Source organism: Sphingomonas xanthus, from assembly GCF_007998985.1.
In the GTDB taxonomy this organism is placed as follows: domain Bacteria; phylum Pseudomonadota; class Alphaproteobacteria; order Sphingomonadales; family Sphingomonadaceae; genus Sphingomicrobium; species Sphingomicrobium xanthum.
In genome coordinates this window covers 849,222-865,654 of sequence record NZ_CP041659.1, presented here as the reverse complement: position 1 = coordinate 865,654, position 16,433 = coordinate 849,222, and the positions used below count along the sequence as shown (strand labels likewise).

Below are 16,433 nucleotides of genomic sequence, written 5' to 3'. Positions count from 1 at the left end.
CGATGGCGAAGTCCCAACGTCCCGAATCCAAGAATGACAACCGCCGCGGCTATGCCAAGGCCGCAGGCGACCTTGTCGGCGACATCGCCGGGACGAGTTTCAAGCGGTTCGGGTTCGTCCAGGGCGCCGTGGTAAGCCGCTGGGGCGAAATCGTCGGCGAACGCTACGCCCGCGTTTCCGCGCCCGAATCGATCCGTTTCCCGGCCGGCCGCAAGTCCGGCGGAACGCTGACCCTGACCGTCGAGGGCGCCCATGCGCCGTTGATGCAGCACCTCGGCCCCCTGGTCATTGAACGGGTCAACCGGTTCTTCGGCTATGAGGCCATTGCCAAGATCGCCTATCGCCAGGGCCGGGTGGCCAGGCCGGCCGCGCCTCCGCAGCGCCCGGCGTCTGCGCCGGTCCCGGCCGAATTGGGGGTAGGCCTTCGCCAGATCGCCGACCCCGAACTTCGCGCCTGTCTCGAATCGCTTGCATCCAGCCTGGCCGGGTCGAGCGGCGCACCGCAGGTGCAGCGCCTGACCGATATCCCCATTCCCACCATCCGGAGCAAATGAACCCCATGAAGCTTTCTACCTTGATCGTCGCCTCCACGGCGCTGCTTGCCACCGCTTGTGGCGGCACCGAGGGCAATACCGCTGGCGGCACTGGACCGGAGGTCACGGCAGAGCCGGTTGTCGCTCCGAACAACGGCGACTGGTCGACGATCATCCGCAAGACGTCCGACGGCGGCTTCATCATGGGCAATCCTGACGCCAAGGTGAAACTTGTCGAGTTTGCGTCGATGACTTGCCCGCACTGTGCCACGTTCGAAGAGGAGGGGGCCAAGCCGCTGGTCGACAATTATGTGAAGAAGGGACTGGTGTCCTGGGAGCTTCGAAATTTCGTCCGCGACCCGTTCGACATGACCGCGACGCTGCTCGCGCGCTGCGGCGGCGAAGCCAATTATTTCGGCATGACCCGCAGCTTGTTCGCCGAGCAACGTAATTGGATGGGCGAGTTGCAGAAAGCATCGGAAGCGCAACTTGGCGCGCTTCAGTCGATGCCGCCGGCGCAGCAATTCTCGACCATCGCCGACCTTGCCAACCTCAAGCAGTTCGCGGCGATGCGCGGCGTGCCCCGCGCCAAGGCCGATCAGTGCCTGTCCAACGAAGCGGAAATCAACACGCTCGTTCAGATGAACAGCGACGCGGCTTCCAATCACAATATTCCGGGCACGCCATCCTTCCTCATCAACGGAAAGCTGGTCGAAAGCACTGCGGCATGGGCCCAGCTGGAACCGAAGATCAAGGAAGCGCTGGCCGACTGATGGGCGCTGGGGGGTAGATGATTTGCGCTTCCGCCGACTGAAACTCAGCGGCTTCAAAAGCTTCGTCGAACCCGCCGAGTTAAGGATCGAGCCGGGGCTGACGGGAGTCGTCGGCCCCAATGGTTGCGGCAAATCCAACCTGCTCGAAGCGATCCGCTGGGTGATGGGCGAAGGCTCGCCCAAGTCGTTGCGCGGCGGCGGGATGGAAGACGTCATCTTCGCCGGAACCGCCACCCGTCCACCTCGCGACTTCGCCGAAGTCTCGCTGCTGATCGAGCACGAAGCGGGCGAGGGCGGTTCAGACCTCGCGACCGAAAGCGAGGTCACCCGCCGGATCGAGCGCGGCGCGGGCTCCGCCTACCGGCTAGACGGACGCGACGTGCGGCAGAAGGATGTGTCGCTGCTGTTCGCCGACGCGGCGACCGGCGCTCATTCGCCCGCGCTGGTCAGCCAAGGCCGCATTGGCGCAGTGATTGCCGCCAAGCCCGTGGAACGGCGGATGATGCTGGAGGAGGCGGCCGGCATTTCGGGCCTCCATGCGCGGCGCAAGGACGCCGAGGCCAAGCTTCGCGCGACGGAGGCGAACCTCCAGCGGCTCGATGAACTGCTGAGCGACCAGGAAGCGCGCGCGTCCGCGCTGCGCAGGCAGGCGCGCGCCGCCGAACGCTATCGCGCGCTGAGCGACAAAATCCGGCTGGCCGAGGGCCGACTGGTCTACGCTCGCTGGCATGAAGCCGACCGAGCAGCAGTCGCGGCTTTGGAAGAAGCCAGGGCATGCGAGCGCGAAGTCCATCGGCTGGGCGAAGCGATGCAGGCGGCCCAGTCGCTCCAGGAACAGGCGGCGGCGGCGCTTGCGGAGCGGCGCGAGGCCGCGATCGCGGCGCGCGACACCGGACGAACGCTGGCGCATGAGTTGGCGACGGCACGGGCCAGGCGCGACACGGTGGTGCGCCGGCTCGCGGAACTGGTCCGGCTGGCCGAGGCGCTTTCGGCGGAAACCGCGCGCGAGGTAGCTCTCAAGGCCGATGCGGCGCGGGCGATCGAAGCGCTCGACCAGGAACGCAAGACGATCGAGGAAAGGCTGGCCGACGCGGAAACGGTCGCGGCCCGAATCGCCACTGAACTGACCGCGGCCGAAGCGGCCTCGCGCGAGGCTGAAGCGGCGCTGGCCGGATTGCTGGCCCGCGAGGCCGCTATGCGCGCGGAGCGGCGAGTTGCCGACGCAGCGCTGGAGGCGGCACGATCGCAGTGGGGCCGGGTCGAGGCGGAAGCCGAACGACTTGCAAGCCAGCTTGGCAATGTCGGTGACGGCGCGATCGAACGTGCGGCAATCGCGCAGGCGTCACGGCAATCGAAGCAGTCCGAGCAGGAATTGGTCAGGGCCGAAGCGGCGCTGGACGAGGCGGAGGCCCAGCGCGCTGCGGCCGCCGCGACCCGTGACGAGGCAGAGAGCGCACTTGCGGCTGCCCGGGCGGCGCTGAGCGCGGCAAATGCGGAGCGCGACGCGCTGGCCCGTGCGCTCGATCATGGCGGCGGCGCGGCATTGGCCGAACTACGAGCCGCGCCAGGCTATGAGCTGGCCCTGGCGGCGGCGCTTGGCGAGGATATCGAGGCGGTGCTCGGCGACAAGGGCCAACGCCGTTGGCAAGGAAGCGAAGCCTCGGCATCGGATCCGCCGCTGGCGCCGGGACTTACCCGGCTGCTCGATCATGTCGACGCGCCCAAAGCGCTGCATCGGCGGCTCGCGCAGGTCGGCATGGCCGAAAACGACGAAGGGCAGCCCCTTGCCGTTGGTCAGCGCCTCGTGACTCGCGACGGCGTCCTGCGCCGCTGGGACGGATTCGTCAGCGAAGGCGGCGGCGCAGCGGCGGCTGAGCGGTTGCTGCGCGCCAACCGGCTGGCGGAGATCGACCGAAGCTTGCCGCCATTGCAGCAGGTGGTCCGTGACGCCGAGGGTGTTCGCGACGGGGCGGCGGCGGCTGTCGAAGCCCATCGCCAGCAGGCCGAGCGGGCACGGGCCGATGCTGCAATGGCGGAACGAACGGGCCGTGACGCCGCGCGGGCGGGGGATAGCGCCGCGGCAGCCCTGGAGCGGCTCGACGCCCAGCGCGCCGGACTGGAAGAGCGCAAGACCGACCTTGCACCGCTTGCCGAGGCCGCGCGGCGCGCGGTCGACGAGGCGATGGCGGCGCTTGCCGCGCTGCCCGACCCGGATACGCTGGGCGACGAGGTCGGCGCCGCGCGCGCGGCTGCTGCCCAGGCTGGTGAAGCGGTGGCGGACTGTCGGGCCCGTTCCGCCACCCGCGCCCGCGAGACCGCCGCTGACCGCGAGCGCCATGCCGCCGCGGGGCGGGAATCGGGAGAATGGCGTACCCGCGCGTTGCAGGCCGAGCGGCGACTGGCGGAAACCGCGTCGCGTGCGATGGCGATGGAGGAGGAGCAGGAGGAGCTCGCCGACCAGCCCGACCGCCATGCTATCGAAATCGAACGCCTTGAACAGCAGGGCGCGACCAGCGAGGCGCGCATTGCAGAGACATTGGAGGCCGAGCGGAACGCGCAGGAAGCGGTCACGATCGCCGGGCGGGCGCTGGCGGAGGCCGGCGAAGCCTTTGCGGCGGCGCGCGAGGCCCGTGCCGGCGCCGCGGCCCGGGCCGAGGCACAGGCCGGGCGGCGGCAGGAATATGCCCGCATCTGCGGCGAAAAATTTCAATGTCCGCCGCCGCTTTTGCCCGAACGCTTGGGCTTTGCCGCCGACGACTTCGCTGATCCGGAGGCGGAGAAGGACAGTCTCGACCGGCTGACTGCCGACCGTGAGCGGATCGGCCCGGTCAACCTTGTCGCCGAGCAGGAACTGGCCGAACTCGACACCAGCCGGGAGGCCAATATCGCAGAAAAAGATGAGCTTGCACAAGCGGTCCTGCGCCTTCGTGGATCGATCGGCAGCCTCAATCGCGAAGGTCGCATCCGGCTGGTCGACGCGTTCGAAAAGGTCAATTCGCATTTCGGCAGTCTGTTCACCACCCTTTTCGACGGCGGCCAGGCCCATCTCGAACTCGTTGAAAGCGACGATCCGCTCGAGGCAGGACTGGAGATCATGGCCCAGCCGCCCGGCAAGCGATTGTCGACGCTGACCCTTTTGTCGGGCGGCGAACAGGCGCTGACCGCGGTTGCGTTGATCTTCGCCCTGTTCCTGACCAATCCGGCGCCGATCTGCGTGCTCGACGAGGTCGACGCCCCGCTCGATGATGCCAATGTCGACCGTTTCTGTGACTTGCTCGACCGGATGACCGGTGAAACCGACACCCGCTACCTCATCGTCACTCATAATGCGGTAACAATGAGCCGGATGCATCGCCTTTACGGCGTGACCATGATCGAGCGCGGGGTCAGCCGGCTCGTGTCGGTCGACCTTGGCGGGGCGGAAGAGCTGCTGGCCGCGGAGTGACCCGGCCCTTCATCCCGCCCCATCCGCCGCGGCCGCCAAGGCCGGTCGCGGGCTGGCGCGGCTTTTTCGGGGAGCGGGCGCGAAGCTCCGTATACGGCTGGTCCGAGCGGGCCTTCGAAACCGACCATATCAAGCGGCGCATTCTCGGCTTTACCGTCCATGTGCTGCTCGACCCCGACCATGTCCAGCAAGTGCTGCTCGAGGAGGCCGCCAACTACGCCAAGCCGGATATCGTCCATGAGCTGCTTCATCCGATTATCGGCCACGGGCTGCTAACCAGCGATGGCGAGCTGTGGCGCGAGCAGCGGCGGATCGTCGCCGCCAGCTTCGCGCCGGGCGCGGTCGAAACCCAGCGCGATCGGTTCATCGAGGCCGCGAACCGGGCGATGGACGGGTGGAACGACGGGCAACTGGTCGATATGGCCGCGGAAGCCACGCGGACCACGATGACGGTCATCGCCCTGGCGCTGTTCGGCGGCGACCCGCGACTGATTTCCGACACGTCTATGGCCCATATCGCGGCGGCTATCGAAGGCTTTTCCGAAGCGCGGATGCTGGCGCTGCTGCGCCTGCCGCAATTCCCGCTGACCGCCAGGGGACGCGCGGGTCAGCGCGGCCAGATCTTCCTCCGCCGCACCTTGTCCGAAGTGGTCGATGATCGCTGGCATGGCCGCGTTGCCGACGACTTTCTGACCGGTGTGGTGACGGCATTGCGTGAGCGCTTCCCCGATGAGCAGGCCCGGGCATTGGCTATCGACAATGCGGCGACTTTCTATCTGGCTGGCCATGAAACCACCGCCAATGCGCTGACCTGGACCTTGTTCCTGCTGGCGGAGCAGCCGGAGTTGCAGGAGCAGTTGGCCGAGGAAGCGACAGCCGCACTGGATGGCGGTGGCCGGGCAACCATCGATGGCCTTTCGCTGCTGCGCCGGGCGCTAATGGAATCGATGCGCCTCTATCCGCCCGTGCCGCGGTTCGATCGACAGGCGATCGAACCAGCGCGCCTGGGAGAATGGGACGTCAAGCCGGGCGACATCGTGTCGATATGGCCTTGGCTGATCCACCGCCATCGCAAGTTGTGGGACGAGCCCGATACATTCCGGATCGATCGGTTCGAGGCGAAGGCCGGGCGCCACCGTTTCCAATATCTTCCGTTCGGTGGGGGGCCACGGACCTGTGTCGGGGCCCAATTCGCAACGATCGAAGCCTTGACCCTCCTTGCACACTGGCTGCGCCGTTGGAAATTCGTCAGCTTGGGCCGCCCCGTGGAGCCTGGCGGAATGGTGACCTTGCGGCCCAAGGGCGGCCTCATATTGAAGCTGGAACAAAGACGCTGAAGTTCGCTATTGCGAATGACTATCATTAACGCTAGGCGCTTCCTCAGGCCCGCTTCGGGGTAAAGGGGAATTTGTCGATGTTACGTGCGCCGTTCGTTGCCTTGCTTGCTTCCACCGTCATGACCGCTCCGGCCGTGGCGGCCGAAACTTTGATTGAAGCTGACGGGCATGACATCATCGTCATCGGCGAACGCGGCGTTTATGGCGTGACGAGCACTTCAACAGCGACCAAGACCGACACGCCGCTGGAAGACGTCCCGCAATCGATCAGCGTGATCACCGCCCAGCAGATTGCCGACCAGTCCTTGCGGTCGGTCGGTGATGTGCTGCGCTATGTTCCGGGAACGCTTGGCGCGCAGGGCGAAGGGCACCGCGACCAGATCGTGCTGCGCGGCAACAATTCGACCGCTGACTTCTTTGTCGATGGGTTTCGGGACGACGTCCAATATTATCGCGGCCTCTACAACCTCGAGAGGGTCGAGGTGCTTAAGGGCCCCAATGCAATGATCTTCGGCCGTGGCGGCGGCGGCGGGGTCGTTAACCGCGTATCCAAACGCGCGACCGACGGCCACTTTGCCCGCGGCGCGGTTTCCGCCGACCTGGAAGGCGCTTGGTACGTCGAGGGCGACGCCAACATGCCGCTTGGTCGCGTAATCGATGGCCGAGTGAACGGAGTCTATGAGGAGTTCGACAATTTCCGCGATGTCTATGAAGGGCATCGCTTCGCGCTCAATCCGACTATTGCAATCCAGGCGACGCCTGACACCCGCATCGACCTTGGTTTTGAATATGCGCGCGACCGGCGCGTGATCGACCGGGGCGTCCCGTCCGACATTCGCGGCCGCGCGGCAGCGAATATCGACGACCCGGCACGTCCGCTCGACGGATTTGACGAGACCTTTTTCGGCGACTCGCAGGTCAATCGCAGCCGCTTCACTGCCAAGGTCTTCCGGATCGGCCTCGAACATCGTTTCAACGACCAGCTCCGACTTTCGTCGAAGGCGCTCTATGGCGATTACGACAAATTGTACCAGAACGCCTATGCGGCGGGACCGGCACGGAGCGTCGGCGGAGTGGATGTCGTTGCCATCGAGGCCTATCGCGACCCGACCCGGCGCGAGAATATCCTCCTGCAAAACGATCTGGTCGCGGACTTCGCGACAGGGCCGTTGCGCCATACCCTATTGCTGGGCGCCGATTTCGCCGACCAGCAGAGCCGCAACCAGCGGATCAACGGCTTCTTTGATTCGGGCGTCGCCACCAGCAACGGCGGCCGCCGCACCGACGTGCTGCTCGGCGAGCGAATCGCGGTGCCGCCGATCAGCTTTCGCGACGGCAGCGGCAACCGTTCGGTTCGGTCGGACGTCCGGGCGATCGGCATCTATGTCCAAGACCAGGTCAAGCTGGGCGATCATGTGGAGATCATCGCCGGACTCCGCCGCGACTGGTTCGACCTCAAGATCGACAATCTGGTCACCGACCGGTCGTTCGCGCGCAAGGACCGGCTATGGTCGCCGCGGCTCGGCCTGGTGCTCAAGCCCATTGAAGCCTTGAGCTTTTACGCCAGCTTCGCCCGAAGCTTCCTCCCGCAGTCGGGTGACCAGTTCAACGCGCTCGATGTCACCTTGGCCGCGCTCAAGCCGGAGCGGTTCACCAACCTGGAGGTCGGGGCAAAGTGGCAGCCGATGCCCGGTCTCGACGTGACGCTCGCCGCCTATCGGCTGGACCGCACCAATACCCGGGAGACGGACCCGCTGACGCTCGAAACGGTCCTGACCGGCGAACAGCGCAGCAAAGGTGTCGAGCTTGAAGTGCGCGGCGACGTCACGCGGCGCCTGTCGGTCAGCGGCGGGATCGCGATCCAGGACGTCGAAATTCGCAAGAGCGCGGTCGCGGCGATGATTGGCCGCGAAGCGCCGCTGGTGCCCGAATTCCAGGCGTCGCTGTGGGGCCGTTATGATTTCAGCGATCGGTTCGGCGCGGGACTGGGGGTCTATCACCAGTCACGTAGCTTCGCGTCGATCAGCAATGCGGTCGTGCTTCCGGCCTATACCCGCGTCGACGCGGCCGGGTATTTCACGCTCAGCGACCGGCTGGGCGTGCAGGTGAATGTCGAGAACCTGCTTGGCGAGGACTATTACGCCAACGCCCATAACGACAATAATATCACCCCGGGAGCGCCGCGCACGGTGCGGGCGACGCTGCGCTTCGGAATCTAGCGCCCGGCAAGCTCGGCGGCGCGGTCGCGGACTCTGCTGAGGTCATCAACGAAGCGCTGCCGCTCGCTGGCCCTGGCCTCCTCGCCGGGCAGGCGGAGAAGGAAGCTGGGGTGGACCGTTACCCAGCATTCGCTGCCGTCTGCCAGCGCATGCGGGGAGCCGCGCATTGCGCGGATGGTCACGGCCTTGCCGAACAATGATCGGGCCGCGGTCGCCCCAAGTGCCACCGTCAGCGGCGGCCGGATAAGCTCGCGCTCCTGTTCCAGCCACCAGCGGCAGGCCTCGATCTCACCCGCGTCCGGCTTGCTGTGCACGCGCCTCTTGCCGCGCTGGACGAATTTGAAATGTTTGACCGCGTTGGTGACATAGGCCCGCTCCCGGTCGATCCCCGCCTCGGCAAGCGCCGCGTTGAACAGCTCCCCGGCCGGGCCGACAAAGGGGCGGCCAGCCAGGTCTTCCTGGTCGCCCGGCTGTTCTCCCAGGAACAAGATTGAAGCATTGAGCGGGCCTTCTCCGAACACTGTCTGCGTCGCGCAGCGGTAAAGGTCGCAGCGAGTGCACCGAAGCGCGTCGGCCTTGAGCGCCTGCCAGGCGGCGGCAAGGTTGCTGCCCGCGCCTGATGGCGAAGGCCGGTCGGCTACCGGCTGGGCGGGGCCTTTATGGCGGCTTAAGTCGATCATCGCTGCCTCCCGGGCCTGAGCGCCGGCCAGCAGCCCGCTGATAAGCGCGGTCTCCGGCATGTTGCGCCAATATTTTTTGGGCATTTCCTTCGTCATGGCTTTCACCTTGACCCGGGCGGGATTGAAAATGCTGGCATAATAGGTCTGCCATATGGCCTCGACCGGGTCTCCGTCCGGCGCCTCGGCCTGGCTCGCTCCTGGTCCCTCGCTAAGCTCCCGGCCATCCCAGTGGATGGTCAGCTCGGGGGTCAGAATCGACCAGCGCATATTGGAGAAGCGGCGCTGGAAAAATCCCGCTTCACGCCGGACGATATGGTGATCGGGTTCAAACCAGGCGACGAACCGGGCGCCTTCGCTGTCCTCGACTTCGCGGAAGCGCACGAAGGCATGCATCTTGTGCGCGTCCCGCCGTACTTCCTTTGCCATCGCATCGAGCCGGTCGACCAGGGGGTCCGCCCGGTCCTCCAGCGCATTGCGGTTTTCCCGCAACCTGAGCAGGAGCATGTAAAGCAGCGCAAAACGTTCGGGGTTGCGGTGACAAATGGCGGCCTCGGCGAGACTCAGGAATTCGCGCGGGACGGCGAATCCAGGGGGGCGCAGCGGGGGAGGCGGCGCCCCAAGGGCGAACAGGTCGCCGCCCTCGCCCTCTACCGCCCAACTGACGGCAGCGGCCGGCACACCCGCCTCCGCCAGTCCGCGCGCGGCGGCACGCCAGCCGTCGAAATCGTCGGGGGCCGACAGGCGGACCTGATAGGCCCCGAGTGTCGGCTCCGACGATGGCATGACTATTTGCTGCCTTCCTCTTCCGCGATGGCGTGCTTGATCTCGTCGACATCCTTGCCTTCGACAACCCGCTCAACCTCGACCGGCTTGCGCTCCTCGAACACGCTCGCCAATCGCTCCGCCGTGGCCTCGTCGATTTCTTCTTGGGCCTTGGCGAATTTCTCCTCTTCTTCCTCGTCAATATGGTGGGCATATTCGTCGGCAAGGCTGTTGAACTTGTTGAGCCAGCCCGATGAGCTCATGTCCATTTCATCCAGTTCGACGAACAACATGCCGATATCGGCATGTTCCTTGACGCTGTGCTGCGCGTCCTGGCGGATCTCGGGATCCTCCATCATCGTTGCGTAAAGCGTGCCTTCCTCCGCCGCGGCATGGGCCATGGCATCGGTCTTGAACTGTTCGAACAGCGTACGCCGTTCCTCGCTGTCGCCGCTGGTTGCCTTGATCTTGTCGATCAGTTCGCGGTGCCGGTTGTGATCCTGTTTAAGCCGCTCGAAAATATCCATCGCGCTTCTCCTCCTTCGTGCCGGCGAAACGGTTCAGGCAGCGAAGAGGTTCAATTGCTGTTCGCGTGGAGCGACGAGGGTGCGCAGATCGGCGCGATCGGTTAGCAAGGTCGGCCGCCAGTCGGCCGTGACGATGAAGGGCCGCACCCTGGCAATGCTGACCGTCAGCCTCGCGACGTCATCGAGCGTTATCTTGCGCCAACGACGACTTGTGAGAATTCGGCCGACGGCCTTGGTGCCGAGCCCCGGGATTCGCAGCAATTGCTCGCGCCCGGCTCGATTGATGTCCACCGGAAACTGTTCGCGAAACTTGAGCGCCCAGGCGAGCTTGGGATCGATGTCGAGGGGCAACATGCCGTCTTCGGTCGCAGCAACGACCTCCTTCGGCTTAAATCCGTAAAAGCGGATCAACCAGTCGGATTGATACAGCCTGTGTTCGCGCAGCAAAGGCGGTCGTTTCAGCGGCAGGACCGCGCTGGCGTCCGGGATTGGAGAAAAGGCGCTATAATAAACGCGCCGAAGCGAGAAGCGGTCGTATAGCTGGCTTGCCCGGACCACGATGTCGCCGTCGCTCGCCTCGTCTGCCCCGACGATCATCTGCGTCGACTGACCGCCCGGCGCGAACTTTGGCGCGCTGCGGTATTTGCGGCGAGCGTCGCGCCCATCGTCGATCGCGCCCTTCATGTCCCGCATCGCGCCTTCGATCCGCCGCCCGTCCTTTTCGGGGGCGAGCCGGGAAAGCCCGGCCTCGGTCGGAAGCTCGACATTGATGGATACGCGATCGGCGTAAAGCCCGGCCTGGTGCACCAGTTCGGGGTCGGCGTCAGGGATCGTCTTGAGGTGGATATAGCCGCGAAAATCGTGAACGTCGCGCAGCTGCCGGGCAACCTCGACCAATTGCTCCATCGTGTAATTGCTGCTGCGAATAATGCCGCTCGAAAGGAACAGGCCCTCGATATAGTTGCGCTTGTAGAAGGACAAAGTGAGGTGGACGACTTCTTCGACCGTGAACCGGGCGCGGCGCACGTTCGAGCTCTTGCGGTTGATGCAATAATGGCAGTCGAAAATGCAGCTGTTGGTCAACAGGATCTTGAGCAGGCTGATGCAGCGCCCGTCGGGGGCATAGGCGTGGCAGATCCCCATGCCCTCGGTCGATCCGACGCCTTTGCCGCCCCGGCTGTCGCGTCTGGTCGATCCTGACGAAGCGCAGGACGCGTCATATTTGGCGGCGTCAGCGAGAATCGCCAATTTCTGCCTTGTATCGAGTTGCGCCATGCGTTCACTTTATGTTCGCAAGGTGCGGCTGTCCAACGCTTTCTTTTTAGGGGATTTTCTTGCGCAGTGCCCGATTATTGCTCCGGGGCCGTTGCGGCATCGTCTTCTTCGCGCCGTTCCTTCATCGCCTTGTTGATCAGCTGCTGGGTGCAGCCAGTGAAGCCGGCCGGTCCGACCGGCGAGCAACTGTTGATTCCGGTACGTCCGTAGGTTTCGAACGCAATGGCGCGATTGGCCCAGGACTGGCGCGACTGAAGCGATCCGCCCTGGCGCAGCTTTTCCGGAATGCGATAGCGCTCGCTTTCAGGCTTGCGGGCGCAAACTACGACTTCGTCGTCCGTCGAGCGGGGGCAGGGATCAGTACCGTAGACGATGATTTCGCTGACGCTGCCGCGTTGGGCGAACGCGGGCGCCGGAGCCATCAGCACCGGTACGGCCAGGGCCAGCCCGGCGGCAGAGAAGGCAAGGTAGGGCAGTTTCGACATCGGTTACGCTTCCTTTATCAGGGGCAAAGCGGTCGAGCCGCGCTCCCGGTTCCCTTAGATACGTTTGGACAGTTCGATCGCGACCCGGCAGCCGGCCCGGATCGCGGCAGTCAGAAGCGGATAGCCGACCGCGTCTTGTGCGCCATGTTCACGCGCGGTTTCGCGATGTTCCAGCTCTTCCGCCTGGAACTGGGCGATATCCGCAGCAAGCTCCGGATCCTCCTCGCCCAACTCGGCAAGCTGCTCGGCATAATGTCTGTCGATCTCGGTTTCGACCGCGTCGGTGCAGGCCATTGCCGCCTTTTCGCTGATCAGCGCGGTCGCCGCACCAAGCGCGAAGCCGGCCACTTTCCACAAAGGCTGAAGCGCGGTTGGACGCACCCGCCGCTCGGCCATGAGATGGTTAAAGCGCGCAAGGTGGCTTTCTTCCTGCGCCGCCATGCGTGCGATCTGGTGCGCTGCCGGTGAGGAGCGGCCGAGCACGGCCAGCTGACCCGCGTAAATGCGCGTTGCGCCATATTCGCCGGCTTGGTTGACGCGAAGCATCGCGTCTCGATCGGGCCGCCTGTCACCCGGTCGCCAGCCGCCGGTCACGTCGCCCTCCGCAGCGCAAGCCAGCCGATCATGGTCGCGCCGCCAAGCGACAAAATGGCGTTCCACCCGGCCATCGAAATGCCGAGGAAAGACCATGGCACCTGGTCGCAGCGGATCAGCGGCGTGTTGAGGATGTCGTCGAGGCTGGAGGCGGCCGTCGCTGTACAGCTGGTAACGCCTTCCCAAAGGCCGGCTTCGACCCCGGCATGGAAAACCCCGATTGCGCCCGACAGCGCGATCGCCAGTGCGGCGCCAAGCACCAGCATCCGGGCGCGGCCCGTCGCGGCAGGCGACAGCAAGGCCCAGATCGCCATGACCATCGCCGCGGCATGTGGCCAGCGCTGCCAATAGCACATCTCGCACGGATGGAGGCCGCCAACATACTGGGAGAAGAGCGCGCCTCCAAGCAGTCCGCCGGGGACGAGCAAGGCCAGGAGCCGGGCCTTCCGCAATAAAGCCAAATAATTCGGCGGGGGCGGTGCCAGCATCAGCGGCCCGCCGTCTTGGCCACGCTCACGGTCCGGGGCGCCGCCCGCTTCAGCGCATTGATCGCATAATGAAGCTGGTAATCCTTGATGCCCTGCTTCTGAAGTTCAGCCGCAGTCGCAGTAAAACGCGGATCGGGCCGCTCATCGTCTTCCAGCACTTCGTCCTTGATCTTCGCCTGAGTGACGAGATGGCGGCGAAGGTCGGATTCGCGCAGCACGCGGCGAGTCTTGAAATCTTCGTCGCTCAATTGCGGGACGCTGATATCGGGGGTGATCCCGCCCGCCTGAACCGACTTGCCCGACGGGGTGTAATAGCGCGCGGTGGTCAGTCGCAGTGCCGATTGCGGCCCTGTCTGGATCACGCTTTGCACCGATCCCTTGCCGAAGCTGCGTTCGCCCATGACGACTGCCCGGCGATGGTCCTGAAGCGCGCCCGCGACAATCTCGGCGGCCGATGCCGAGCCCGCGTCGACCAGCACGATCACCGGCTTGCCCTTGGTCAGGTCGCCGGGCTTCGCGTAAAATCGTTCGATGTCGTTGGGTTCGCGCCCGCGTTCGGAGACGATTTCTCCCTGTTCGAGGAACGCGTCGCTAACCTCGATGGCCTGGTCGAGCAGCCCGCCCGGGTTGGAGCGCAGGTCGACGATATAGCCCAGGGCCCTGCCGCCGGTCGCCTTGTCGATGCTTACCAGCGCCTCACGGGTAAGCGCGCCGGTGTTGGCGGAAAAGCCGTTGACGTTGACGATGCCGACATTGTCCTTGACCTCCCACTTGACCGGCTTGAGTTCAATCCGTTCGCGGACCAGCGACAGGTCAAGCGGCTTGTCGCGGCCCGGCCGGACAATCGTCAGCTTGACCGCGGTGCCGGGACGGCCCCGCATCTTCTCGACCGCCTCATCCAGCGTAAAGCCGTAGAGAAATTCGCCATTGATATGGGTGATGTAATCACCCGGCTTGATCCCAGCGCGGTCCGCGGGCGTATCCTCGGTCGCGGTAATCACCTTCACCGCCCCGTCTTCGGTCGATACGCTGATCCCCAATCCGCCGTAATTGCCTTCGGTGGTGGTGCGCAGCTGGACGAAATCGGAAGCCTCGGCGTAACTGCTGTGCGGATCGAGCGCGGCAAGCATCCCGTCGATCGCGCCCTTGATCAGCGTATGGTCGTCGACCTTGTCAACATAATTGGCGCGAACCCGTTCGAACACGCCGAAGAAGGTTTCCAGCTCTTTCTGGGTGCTCGATTCCGCGGCGGCCATCGCCGTCGTCGTGACCGGTACCAAGGCGAGCGCGCCCACCAGCGCGAGAGGCGGAAGTAGCTTGGCGAGGCGTTGCATTACTTTGTTCCTGTCTTTGTCGCCCGGCAGATTAGCGGTTGTTGGCGCCATTTGACAGCGGCGGAGATGAAGCTGCGATGAAGGCAGGCGAAACGGCCCGTCCGTCCTGCCGCAATTCGACGCCGATCGGGCCGAGCGTGCGGCCCAGCGGCTGCCCTCGCACCAGCTTGCTGCCGCGGGGATGATCGCTGGCGACTCCCAGAAGCAGGCTGGTCCAGCCCTTGCCATGGTCGATGATCACCACCCCGTCATGGCCCCGGTAGGGCGCCGCGAACAGGATCGTCCCGTCCGCAGGTACCCGGACCATGGTGCCCCGGCGGGTTGCCATATGCAGCCCGCGCGAGGCGATGCCCGCGTCGCTGATCGAGCCGAGCCCATCTTCAAGCGGCGCATCGACGGGAAGGCTGTAGGCGAAATCGAGTGGCGGGAGTCCCGAATCGCCGCGCATCGGCCTGGCCGGCGCGAAACTCAGCTTGGCCAACGCTTCAGCGCTGCGAAGCGCCGAGCGGCGCGCTGCGGCGTCATTTCCTGCCTCGGCCAGCTGTTCCTGGGTGGCAAGAAGCCGGTCGCCCGCGCCAATGGTCTCGCTCAAAAGTCGTGCGGACCGAGCGCCGGCCCTGGCCTCCAACGCGGCGAACTGCCGCTGTCGCTCGGCCAAAAGGTTGCGTACCCGCTCAACATCGGCCCGCGCCTCCCGAGCCTCGATCATCCTGGCCTGCCGCCGCTCCAGTTCCTGGCGAAGGGCGGCACTGCGCTGCTCGATCACCGGCATTGTCGCATCGAGCAGAGCGCGCATCCGGACAAGCTCATCGACCGAGCCCCGGTCGGCCAGCGAAAGTAGCGGCGGCTGCCGCCCCATCGTCGCTAGGCCCGCGATTAGGGACGCCAGCGGCGCGCGCCGCCGGAAAAGCCGGCGCTCGCCGAGCGCGACCTGCGCTCTGGCTAGGCGAAAGCGGGCCTGTGCCTCGCTGATCCGTGCCTCGGCATCCTCGATCGCCGCGGCTCCGGCGGCCCGCTCGGCGCTGAGGCGGGCGACTTCGGTCTCCGCCTTGGCCGTCTCGGCCTCGACCGCCACCAGTCGCCGGGCCGCGCGGGCTGCTTCCGCGCGGGCAACGTTGAGCGCCTGGTCGGCACTTGGCGCGAGCGGCCTCACGGGTCCGCTCATCGCGGCCAACGCGGCGCCAAGCAGCAGGAGAAGCGGGCGGTCGATCATCCGTCGCGATGATATGGATGATTGTCGAGAATGCTGACCGCCCGGAACAATTGCTCGGCGAGCATGGCGCGGGCCAGCATGTGCGGCCAAGTCGCGGGACCGAACGACATCAGCAGGTCGGCCTTGTCTCGAAGCTGCTCTTCATGGCCGTCGGCGGCGCCGATCAGAAACCGCGCCTCGCGCCGGCCTGTATCGCGCCAGCCCTCAAGCAGCTTGGCGAAAGCGACCGAGGACAGCGGCTTGCCGCGCTCGTCGAGAACGATGGTGACGGCATTGGCCGCAGGGTCGGGAACCCGTCCGCCGCGATCCGGCAGTTCAGTTACCCTGGTTTTCCAGGCGATACGCTTGAGATAGCGTTCCGTCAGTTCCGCTTCGGCGGAGCGGCCAATCTTCCCGCGCGCAATGATGTGCAGCAGCACGCGCGCCCGGTTCAGGCGCCTGGCGCGGCCTTGGGCGCGGACTCGTCGCCGAACGCCCACATCCGCTCAAGATTATAGAAGGTGCGCACCTCGGGACGGAATAGATGGATGATCACGTCATCGGCATCGACCAGCACCCAGTCGGCGACCGGCAGACCCTCGATCCGGACGATCCGGCCGAACTGCTGCTTGATCTTCTCGGCCAGTTTGTTGGCCATCGACGCCACCTGGCGGGACGAGCGGCCCGAGGCGATCACCATATGATCGGCGATCGACGACTTTCCGGCCAGCGGGATGGTTATCACCTCGACGGCCTGGTCGTCATCGAGCGACTGCATGACAAGCTTGT

15 protein-coding genes are annotated in these 16,433 nt (G+C 65.5%); 5 read left to right on the top strand and 10 right to left on the bottom strand.

The annotated features are described in order from the left end of the window. Nucleotides 1–2: 2 nt before the first annotated feature. From FMM02_RS04350 to FMM02_RS04330, 5 genes are all read left to right on the top strand, one after another. Nucleotides 3–554, top strand: a complete 552-nt coding sequence (locus FMM02_RS04350) for a DUF721 domain-containing protein (RefSeq protein ID WP_246104820.1) — start codon at nt 3–5, stop codon at nt 552–554. Nucleotides 555–559: 5 nt separating this feature from the next. Then, nucleotides 560–1,306 (top strand): DsbA family protein, encoded by a 747-nt coding sequence (locus FMM02_RS04345; RefSeq protein ID WP_187107843.1) that lies wholly within the window; start codon nt 560–562, stop codon nt 1,304–1,306. Nucleotides 1,307–1,328: 22 nt separating this feature from the next. Further along, nucleotides 1,329–4,751 carry a chromosome segregation protein SMC gene (gene smc / locus FMM02_RS04340; RefSeq protein WP_147493713.1) on the top strand — a complete coding sequence of 1,141 codons (3,423 nt, stop codon included), beginning with the start codon at nt 1,329–1,331 and terminating at the stop codon, nt 4,749–4,751. Then, entirely contained in the window at nt 4,748–6,088 is a 1,341-nt protein-coding gene (locus FMM02_RS04335) for a cytochrome P450 (RefSeq protein WP_147493712.1), read from the top strand. Before smc ends, FMM02_RS04335 begins: the two co-directional genes overlap by 4 nt. Before the next feature lie 119 nt (nt 6,089–6,207). Then, entirely contained in the window at nt 6,208–8,307 is a 2,100-nt protein-coding gene (locus tag FMM02_RS04330) for a TonB-dependent receptor (protein WP_147493711.1), read from the top strand. On the opposite strand, the gene FMM02_RS04325 is transcribed toward FMM02_RS04330, so the two are convergent. From FMM02_RS04325 to rsfS, 10 genes are all read right to left on the bottom strand, one after another. Next, nucleotides 8,304–9,770, bottom strand: a complete 1,467-nt coding sequence (locus FMM02_RS04325; RefSeq protein WP_147493710.1) for a UdgX family uracil-DNA binding protein — start codon at nt 9,768–9,770, stop codon at nt 8,304–8,306. The two genes, FMM02_RS04330 and FMM02_RS04325, sit on opposite strands and share 4 nt — an antisense overlap. A 2-nt stretch (nt 9,771–9,772) precedes the next feature. Next, entirely contained in the window at nt 9,773–10,276 is a 504-nt protein-coding gene (locus FMM02_RS04320; RefSeq protein ID WP_147493709.1) for a hemerythrin domain-containing protein, read from the bottom strand. 33 nt (nt 10,277–10,309) lie between these two features. Continuing rightward, nucleotides 10,310–11,551, bottom strand: coding sequence for a putative DNA modification/repair radical SAM protein (locus tag FMM02_RS04315; RefSeq protein ID WP_147493708.1), 1,242 nt, complete (start codon nt 11,549–11,551; stop codon nt 10,310–10,312). A 74-nt stretch (nt 11,552–11,625) separates the two neighbouring features. Next, a complete protein-coding gene (locus tag FMM02_RS04310) occupies nt 11,626–12,036 on the bottom strand; it encodes a hypothetical protein (protein ID WP_147493707.1) in 411 nt (136 codons plus the stop codon). A gap of 54 nt (nt 12,037–12,090) precedes the next feature. After that, a complete protein-coding gene (locus FMM02_RS04305; RefSeq protein ID WP_246104819.1) occupies nt 12,091–12,582 on the bottom strand; it encodes a demethoxyubiquinone hydroxylase family protein in 492 nt (163 codons plus the stop codon). Between the two features lie 44 nt (nt 12,583–12,626). Then, complete coding sequence (locus FMM02_RS04300; protein WP_147493705.1) at nt 12,627–13,118, bottom strand: disulfide bond formation protein B; 492 nt, start codon at nt 13,116–13,118, stop codon at nt 12,627–12,629. Further along, a complete protein-coding gene (locus FMM02_RS04295; RefSeq protein WP_147493704.1) occupies nt 13,118–14,452 on the bottom strand; it encodes a S41 family peptidase in 1,335 nt (444 codons plus the stop codon). Before FMM02_RS04295 ends, FMM02_RS04300 begins: the two co-directional genes overlap by 1 nt. 31 nt (nt 14,453–14,483) lie before the next feature. Then, nucleotides 14,484–15,665: a murein hydrolase activator EnvC family protein gene (locus tag FMM02_RS04290; RefSeq protein WP_147493703.1), complete on the bottom strand. Its 1,182-nt coding sequence runs from the start codon at nt 15,663–15,665 to the stop codon at nt 14,484–14,486. After that, nucleotides 15,662–16,084: a 23S rRNA (pseudouridine(1915)-N(3))-methyltransferase RlmH gene (locus FMM02_RS04285; protein ID WP_147493702.1), complete on the bottom strand. Its 423-nt coding sequence runs from the start codon at nt 16,082–16,084 to the stop codon at nt 15,662–15,664. Before FMM02_RS04285 ends, FMM02_RS04290 begins: the two co-directional genes overlap by 4 nt. 11 nt (nt 16,085–16,095) lie before the next feature. After that, on the bottom strand, nt 16,096–16,422 hold the full coding sequence (gene rsfS, locus FMM02_RS04280; RefSeq protein WP_147494962.1) for a ribosome silencing factor: 327 nt from the start codon (nt 16,420–16,422) through the stop codon (nt 16,096–16,098). Between the last annotated feature and the right edge of the window lie 11 nt (nt 16,423–16,433).